Genomic DNA, 6,089 nt, shown 5'->3' on the forward strand with positions numbered 1-6,089 from the left:
CCGGGTGGTGGCTACCACTGCCCGGCCAGCTATCCGCTGGCGTTTTACGCTATCTGTTCTGCATAATTATTTTCAAGGTAATCGCGAAGCAGGTTCGGACGGCTCTTTTTCTCCATCAGCCTTCTCAACAGTACGATCAGCTCGTAATCGCTTCGCAGATTAAATTTTTGCATCAGCATATATTTATGGGTAAAGACCGTTTTCTGGCTCATCTCCAGCGCCTGAGCGGTCTGTACTACCGACAGCCCTCGGTAAAAATTGACCAGAATACGAATTTGTTGCCGGGATAACCCTTTATGCTGGCAGTCGAAGCAGTTATGTTTAGTCCATGTGTAACCCGGTAATTGCGTCCTGAACCACGCGATAAACAGTACGCCACTGATACGATCAAGCGATGCACGGCGAGGGAGAAAAATAATGTCCTGAAAGCAGGAGGGCAACGCCGAAAAGCGCAGTTCATCGTCGACAAACCCTAGCACAATCCCTTTTTGCCGGGCGAGTAACTCGGGAAAACAGGTCAGTGTTTCACCCTGGCATAATGACAGGACAATAATATCGGCCTGACTGACGTTTTCATGGGTCAGCGCCAGGTTAAATGTGATGGCACGATGAAAGTTATGTTTAAAAAAATCCTCGAAAAATTCATGTAGCCCAGCCTGAAAAAATAGATCGGTTTCCTGAATCAGAATATTTAACATAGCTCATACCAACGTCTTTAAAAAAGGCATATCACCGGCGCTCAGTTGTACTGCATCGTCATCACCACAACTGCACTGATGCTTCCCGGCGTGACGCCACCCGTCACGGATTTAACCGAGGCCTGCATAGCCATTGTCGCGGTTCTGTCGGCACCAATAGTTTGAGTCATGCCAGAGCCTGTTCCTTTAAGCGTACCCGTTTGGGCATCGCGCATGGCTATCGCCACGTGCGTGGCCGAACCGCTGTTCATAAAATAGTCCGCGCCCGCCGCGGGATCGGGGCTGCCGGTAAAAGAGACGGTCACACTCTTCGTTCCCGTTGGGCACTGGGTGAACAGCAGACTAAATGGCACCGGATCCGATGTTGAGCCCGGCGTCGCCATATTGGTTGCCTGAATATTGCCCAGATTGACATCGAGGCTGTTACTCCCGCCATTAAATATGCACGGCGACGCAACGATATTTCCCGTCACACCGATGTTGACGCTATCAGCGGTGAAAGCCTTCCCGCTGAGTAAAGCCAGTAACAGCAGTGTCCCGTATATTATTTTCATCTTCGTGCCTGCTACTGATAGGTCAAATTAAGGGTGGCGGAGGCATTTGCTGAACCTGACTCCACGCGGTTCAACGTCTGGTAATATCGGGCCGTTAACGGCAATGTCTCTTGCCCGCCGGCAGACTGCCGCAAGAATAGTCGGCTGTTCATCACCAGCGGCGCACCGTTATAGATAAGCTGCACCCCAACCCCTTTTGCGGTGCCGGCATTTCCCTGCCCGGTTAAGGCCATCACGCTGGTATTGGCGCTGTCCGGATTCTGTATTCCACTGAGCGAGACCGTAATATTGGTTCCGGCGGCGCAGGTTAAGCCCAGGTTTTGCGTGTTCTGTGCTCCCGCTGGCGTGGTGCCCACCACGGTGCCGAACGCCGAGGCGGGGATATCCCCGATCGGAAACGTCAGCTGTGACGTATTCACCGAGCACGCCATGGCATTAATGGTTCCGGCGGTGAGCTGCGTGGTCAGGCCGTCACGATAGATGCCGTCGCTCCCCTGAAGCGTCACGACGCCGATCGCCCCCGGGGTTAACGCCCCCGATGAGACCGGGCCAGTCACCACCAGCTCAATCCTCCCGCCATACCAGTCGACATAGGAGGTCTGCGCATTGTACGAGAACGTATTGCTCGGGTTTTCAAAATAGGCGTTGGAGGAAAAGCGTATGCCTATCCCGCTGACGTTAGTGTTGTACACATGATTGCCGTAGCTGCTCAACGTGGCGCTGTTGTAGCGCATGCTGAATCCCAGCATCAGCGGATTAGCACATCCAGTAAGATAGGAACCTGTGGCTGTCGCCGCGCCGGAAAAGACCACCGTGCCGACAGGCGCATCACGCTGCACGTTAATCGTCCCCACGGACAGGGTTGACAGCTGCGGCGTGATGGTGGTGCACGTACCGGCACGGGCGAGGTTTCCCGCCGCGAGCAAACAGAGAAGCAAAATCACGATAAGCCATTTCATGTTAACGTTCCTGACGGCAGGAGGCGCGCATGTCAGCGATCCCACCGAATGTTGAGTGTGTCGGCAGGCTGAAATCAGCGCGGCATTGCTGGCTGGGCTGACTCCCCCATGTCGCGACTAACGTCCCCTCCTCGCGCATACCGGTTAAATAAACCTGACCGCGATCGCCCACAATAAAACTGCTGCTCTCATCACCGACAAGGGTGACCACCGCCCCAAACGGAACGGCGCGTTCGTTGTCGGTCAAGGTCATCAGCACCCGGCGACCTGACTTCGGCAAATAATCGGCTCTCACCACCGCTCCCCGCGTCGGCGTCACCGTGCGGGTGTTGATCTCCAGTTCGACATCCTCCGGCATATTTTCCGGATCGAGAGTGAGATCGTTTTTTCGGTAGACCGAAAGGTTGCTCACGACCGTATAACCGCGAAAATCTGTCCGTACACCGGGCTGATTGCGGATATCCACGCCGTGGGCGCCAGGCGCTTTAATTAAGGCGTTGGTCTCCCCCAGCGGCTGAGAAAGCGTGATGCCATCAGCATGGGCGAGGATGCCGCCTTGTAGCCCGTAATTCAGGCGTTCACTGTTTTTGTCATAACCATACCCCGCCGTGGCTTCGCCATAGGTGCCTCTGTAGTCCGCGTTAACGTTGCCGGTATAGCCCACGCCCTCTGTGCCGTATCCCTGCTGCACGTTCCAGTTCAGGGCTCGGTTTTCGAGAGCCACCCCGTTCAGACCGATGCTGTGTGTCATCCCGTTATTCCTGCTGGCGTTCATGCCATAGTTCGCCCATGTCTGCGGCAAAAATTTATCCAGCGGAATGCTGATGTTGAAAGCCAGAAGCTGGTCGTGATCAGCGTTTTTTTGGTTGTCGCGGGTTTCTGACGCTGAGCGGACATTTTTGCTGTAGGTCCATGTCAGGCCATAGCTGATGTTGTGCCAGTAGTTGCTATAGCCGACGCTCCACGAAGCCATCGACTTACCGTCATTCCAGTAATCTTCCTGCGCCGCACTGAGGGTAAGCGCGCCCAGGTTGTCCCCCAGCGTCTGGCTCATCGTCAGCTCTGCACGGTTACGTCGCCTGTCCTGAAGCGCGCTGCTGTCGCCGTACGAATCGAGGACCTCCTGCATCCCGTAATAGCCGCGGGTCGAGTAGCGATACCCGGCAATCGAAAAGTTCGTCCCGGTATTAATAAAATTCTTGCTGTATCGGGCCCGCCACGACTGACCGCTTGTTTTCGCGGCATGCTCCGGCGTTGACCAGCCCTGGGTGAGGTCTGCGGATATCGCCCCGAAATCGCCCATGTTCTTGCCCACCCCCAGAGCCGCCGACTGGTACTTATCTGCCCCCTGAACGCCGCCATAGAGCGTGAGGCCGTGAGAGAGGCCGTAAATTCCGGTCAGTTGCCCGAAGGGGGTTTTCTCCACGCTACGGTTATACGATCGATACTGCCCGGCGGTAAGGGCATATTTCAGGCGCCCCTCCCGTTGCAGGACCGGCAGCGAAGCGTACGGCAGGGTGAAATGTTGCTCACTGCCATCGGCTTCGACGATCGTGACTTCAAGATCGCCCGCGCCGCCGGTGGGATACATATCCGCGATCTCAAACGCGCCCGGCGCCACATAGCTTTGGTAGATTTGATAGCCATTCTGACGCACCACGACCTGCGCGTTAGTTCGCGCAATACCGCGCACCACCGGCGCATAGCCTTTCAGGGAATCCGGTAGCATGTCGTCGTCGGACGCCAGCTGGACGCCGCGAAAAGGCATGCTGTCAAAGACATCGGCAGGGGCGGAACTGTCTCCGAGCGTAAGCTGGGCTTGCAGGGGAATAATCGCGCGCTGCATCAAGGTATAGACATTGTCCCACTTATCCTGGCCGGACGCATCGCGGGACCAGGTGGTGTAGTTGCGTAACCGCCAGGGACCGACGTTGATCCCCGGTCGCAGGTTTGCATACTGACTGTCGCTGCGGGTGCCTGCCCCGCTTCTTGCCCGGCTGTTCGCGCCGCTCAGGCTGTAGTTGAGCATGGCCGCGGTAATGCCTTCATCCCACATCTCCGGCGGAACGTAACCTCTCGCTGGCAGATCTATGGCAGCCTGTGGGATGCTGATTGCCAGACGCTGGGCGCCAAACTGGAAGTCCGCGCTGGCCTGTGGAATCGCCTTGAGATCGGCGCATTCTCCTTGCCCGGCGTCGAGCTGCGGGAAAAGCGCCGTTTTCACGCCCCACGCTTTTAACTGCCTGATACTCAGGCACGGCTGCAACGTTTCACTGCCGTTAGCATCCTTCACTACCATGAAACGAATATCCCGCGTTTCCAGCAGCCGATCGTCAAGAATAATATCAACGAGGTACGTCCCGGGCGCCTGCGAGCCGGATTCAAAGGCAGATAAATCCGCTTTTCCCATTCCGGGATTATCCAGTTCTACCAGTTCCGTATTAAACGTCTCACTGGCATACAGCGTGGGAGAGAAACCCGCAAGCGCGAGGGCAATGAATATTGCCAGGCGCGCAGGCTGCACTGTATTAAATGCCGTTGTCATGACGAGCACCCGATTAATGCAAAGGGATCACAAACTGGCCCGGTGTAATTCGCCAGGATTGCCATAATCGTTAATGACTTTAAACGTCAGCGTATTGCCATTGGTCCCATTCGGTAACGGGAAACGAACTGAGCCTGAAGGCATTACGTACGTGACATCGTCAAGTTTTTTACCCCCGACCGTTATTTCATTGAAATTGATAACGTACGGCGTAGGGTTATTTACCTGCAGAGCATTTCCCGCACGATGCCAGGTTAATTTGTTGGTTTGTTCCTCAGGGGTAGACGCACGAAGGCTCTCTGGCCGATAAATAAGTTTAATCCGCGTTTTGACGGCAATTTGCAGCGAGTTCATCTGCTTTGAGGCTGATGGAATAGCTTTAATGTTCAGCCAGAATAAACTCTCCTGCCCCTGAGGCAGCGAGCCTGTCATGACAATACGCTCAAGGTTTTTTTGCCCGCCATCCAGCCGATACAGCGGAGGCGTAATAATAAAAGGCGCTTTACCGGATTGCCCATCCTGAACATCAATCCACGACTGGATTAAATAAGGAGCGTCATCAGGATTGGTGATACTTATTGACGCTTCTTTTTTTGCCCCATCGAAAATAATGCGGGTGCCGCCAATAACTACTCCAGCACTGGCGGATGTTAACGTCAGCGATAACAGCGCCATCGCCAGGCCAGTTGTCGTTATAAAACGCATTTCAATACCTCATAAAACAAGGGGCCGGGAAGCCCCCTGCTAATTACTGCCAATGACTTAGTTGTAAACCACTGAGAAGTTCGCGACCGAGTTAGCCGGGCCCGCGGTCACGGACGCTGCGGTGGAGATATACTGCGCGTAGAAGTTCAGTGTATTATCAGCCGTACTGCTGAGCGCGTAGGTATAGCTGTTGCTGCCGTACAGCGGCAGATCGGCTTTATCTGCAGTCATCAGGTTAATCGCTACCCCTGTGGCCGCCCCCGCCACGGACGTATCAATCGCCAGCAGGCTGGCGTTGGTTAAATCCGGCGTACCGTCAAAACGGACTTTTGCATTAGTGACCGTCACAGGACAGTTTTTCAAAATAATATTAAACTGCGTCGCAGCCGTTCTGGCTCCCGCCGTCGGGAATTCCGTTTTATAATAATCGCCCAATACCACCACCTGGTTCTGAGATGCCACATCTACGTCGCAGGCAGAATCCAGAATATTTCCGTTAAAATTAACGGTACCTGCCGCTGCAAATGCATTGGTCATGGTGAGTACAGAACCTGCCGCTAACATTGCCATCATCAATTTTTTATTCATAATTCTCTTTCCTGTATTACTTTATTTATTACCGATATTC

Annotated in this window: 6 protein-coding genes; all 6 read right to left on the reverse strand. The window is 54.4% G+C overall.

From position 1 onward, the window contains the following. Positions 1-44 precede the first annotated feature (44 nt). Genes IPZ49_RS05510 through IPZ49_RS05535 form a run of 6 tightly spaced genes read right to left on the reverse strand, consistent with a single transcriptional unit; the run spans position 45 to position 6,049 of the window. Positions 45-698: a LuxR C-terminal-related transcriptional regulator gene (locus IPZ49_RS05510; protein ID WP_022647866.1), complete on the reverse strand. Its 654-nt coding sequence runs from the start codon at positions 696-698 to the stop codon at positions 45-47. A 41-nt stretch (positions 699-739) separates the two neighbouring features. Beyond that, positions 740-1,252, reverse strand: coding sequence for a fimbrial protein (locus IPZ49_RS05515; RefSeq protein WP_063146054.1), 513 nt, complete (start codon positions 1,250-1,252; stop codon positions 740-742). Positions 1,253-1,263: 11 nt separating this feature from the next. After that, positions 1,264-2,211 (reverse strand): fimbrial protein, encoded by a 948-nt coding sequence (locus tag IPZ49_RS05520; protein WP_063146055.1) that lies wholly within the window; start codon positions 2,209-2,211, stop codon positions 1,264-1,266. Between the two features lies 1 nt (position 2,212). Further along, on the reverse strand, positions 2,213-4,756 hold the full coding sequence (locus IPZ49_RS05525; protein ID WP_063146056.1) for a fimbria/pilus outer membrane usher protein: 2,544 nt from the start codon (positions 4,754-4,756) through the stop codon (positions 2,213-2,215). A gap of 27 nt (positions 4,757-4,783) precedes the next feature. After that, entirely contained in the window at positions 4,784-5,461 is a 678-nt protein-coding gene (locus IPZ49_RS05530; RefSeq protein WP_063146057.1) for a molecular chaperone, read from the reverse strand. 57 nt (positions 5,462-5,518) lie between these two features. Continuing rightward, entirely contained in the window at positions 5,519-6,049 is a 531-nt protein-coding gene (locus tag IPZ49_RS05535) for a fimbrial protein (RefSeq protein ID WP_022647861.1), read from the reverse strand. Between the last annotated feature and the right edge of the window lie 40 nt (positions 6,050-6,089).

The sequence above is a fragment of the Enterobacter cloacae complex sp. S2 genome, from assembly GCF_015159675.1.
Taxonomy (GTDB): domain Bacteria; phylum Pseudomonadota; class Gammaproteobacteria; order Enterobacterales; family Enterobacteriaceae; genus Enterobacter; species Enterobacter intestinihominis.

What these genes read in the sequence shown, in the direction of transcription:
- IPZ49_RS05510 (WP_022647866.1), bottom strand. Translation starts at nt 698, where the DNA reads ATGTTAAATATTCTGATTCAGGAAACCGATCTATTTTTTCAGGCTGGG.
- IPZ49_RS05515 (WP_063146054.1), bottom strand. Translation starts at nt 1,252, where the DNA reads ATGAAAATAATATACGGGACACTGCTGTTACTGGCTTTACTCAGCGGG.
- IPZ49_RS05520 (WP_063146055.1), bottom strand. Translation starts at nt 2,211, where the DNA reads ATGAAATGGCTTATCGTGATTTTGCTTCTCTGTTTGCTCGCGGCGGGA.
- IPZ49_RS05525 (WP_063146056.1), bottom strand. Translation starts at nt 4,756, where the DNA reads ATGACAACGGCATTTAATACAGTGCAGCCTGCGCGCCTGGCAATATTC.
- IPZ49_RS05530 (WP_063146057.1), bottom strand. Translation starts at nt 5,461, where the DNA reads ATGCGTTTTATAACGACAACTGGCCTGGCGATGGCGCTGTTATCGCTG.
- IPZ49_RS05535 (WP_022647861.1), bottom strand. Translation starts at nt 6,049, where the DNA reads ATGAATAAAAAATTGATGATGGCAATGTTAGCGGCAGGTTCTGTACTC.